Source organism: Kitasatospora sp. NPDC056446, assembly GCF_042796115.1.
Taxonomy (GTDB): Bacteria; Actinomycetota; Actinomycetes; order Streptomycetales; family Streptomycetaceae; genus Kitasatospora.
On sequence record NZ_JBHTRF010000216.1, the window covers coordinates 1 to 1,472 of the forward strand.

A 1,472-nucleotide genomic window follows, 5' to 3' on the forward strand; every position below is an offset into this window, starting at 1 on the left:
GGAGGCCAGGATCGCGGCGACGGACCCGGCGTCGATCGGGGTCGTGCTCGTGCCGGCGACCGTGAAAGCGGCCGGGGGAGGCGGGGAAGCCGGAACGGAAGCAGGCGCGGAGGAGGCGTCTGCGCTGCCTGCTCCCTCCTGTGGTCCCGGTGAGTGCAGCACGGACGGGAGAGCCAGGCACAAGGCTGCCGCGGTGCCGGCCGTGGTCGCGGCGAGGGCGCGCCGGCGGTGCCGGCGCCGGTCGGCGCGTCGGCGGATCTCCGCAGCGGGCAGGGTCGGCGCGGGCATCTGCGTGCCGAGCAGCCGCAGCCTGTCGTCGAGCGTGTCGTGGGTGGGGTCAGACACGGAGCTTTCCTTCCTCTCTGGCCGGGGCTTGGTCGGCGAGCCTGGCCGCGAGCGCGGCCCGGCCGCGGGCGAGACGACTCTTGACGGCGCTCACGCTGGCGCCGGTCTCGGCCGCGACCTGCTCGACGGAGAGGTCGCACATGTGGTGCAGGACCAGGGCGCTCCGCTGGGCCTCGGGCAGGTCGCGCAGCGCGGTGACCAGCATCAGGTGCTCCTCGGTGGGCGGTTCGACAATGGGCGGTTCCTGGCGGTGGTGGCGTCCGGCCAAGTGCAGGCCCCGGGTCACACGCCGCCAGCGGGAGATGGCCAGCCGCCGGGCCGTGGTCCGGATCCACGCCTCCGGGGCGCTGTCCGGGTTGAACGTGCGCCTTCGGTCCCACGCGCGGATGAACGCCTCCTGGACGACGTCCTGTGCTTCGGACCAGTTGCCGGTCAGCGCGTAGAGCTGCCCGGTCAGGCGGGAGAAGGACGCCGCGTAGAACGCGTCGAACTCCTGTGACGTCATCAAGGGCCTCTCCTCAGGGGCTGTCCGTCAGTTCGCGGCACCGGTGGCTCGCGAGGAAGCACTCCTCGGCTGCGGCTGTGGAGCCGTGCATCCTGGGCGGAGCATCCCACCCTGTACGCACGGCCACCGCCCCGGGGTCGCGCCCGGGGCCTATGACCTGGATCACGTGTACGGGGTGCGACCTGCCGGGTGTCGGGAGAGCTACAGGGGCGCAGGCGTCAACCGGACGCCCGGCAGGAAAGGACACGGATTCATGCGTATCCGCCCGGTCATGCTCATCGCCGCCACCGCCGTAGCCATCGCGACCGTGGGAGGAATAGCCACTGCCGCAACCAGCTCCTCCACGCCCACCCCCGCCGCGACGGCCCAGGGCGAGCCCTCAGCCGCGCCCTCCGCTGTGCCCTCTGCTTCGCCTTCGGCTGAGCCTTCCACGGTGCCTTCCACGGTGCCTTCCGCCGCGCCCTCTGCTGCGCCCTCCGGCGCGGCCGGGGCCGGCGCCTCGGCGGCTCCCAGCAGCGGCGTGTCCGTTACCCGTTCGACTGCCACCCCGGCCGCTTTCACGGTCGCCGGTACGAGCACGACTCCGATCGACGCCGGGTCCGTCGCCGCGATCCTGGCCTCT

General features: G+C 73.2%; 1 protein-coding gene and 2 pseudogenes. All 3 read right to left on the reverse strand.

All coding sequences use genetic code 11. The features are described from left to right. A pseudogene (locus ACFQ6N_RS40780) lies at positions 1–345 on the reverse strand (hypothetical protein); the annotation flags it as partial. Continuing rightward, complete coding sequence (locus ACFQ6N_RS40785) at positions 338–850, reverse strand: SigE family RNA polymerase sigma factor (protein WP_380659192.1); 513 nt, start codon at positions 848–850, stop codon at positions 338–340. The gene ACFQ6N_RS40785 and the pseudogene ACFQ6N_RS40780, both read right to left, overlap by 8 nt. Before the next feature lie 201 nt (positions 851–1,051). Further along, a pseudogene (locus ACFQ6N_RS40790) lies at positions 1,052–1,472 on the reverse strand (hypothetical protein); the annotation flags it as partial.

Bases quoted from the DNA above. Each gene is read 5' to 3' on its own strand.
- ACFQ6N_RS40785 (WP_380659192.1), bottom strand. From the start codon at position 850: ATGACGTCACAGGAGTTCGACGCGTTCTACGCGGCGTCCTTCTCCCGC.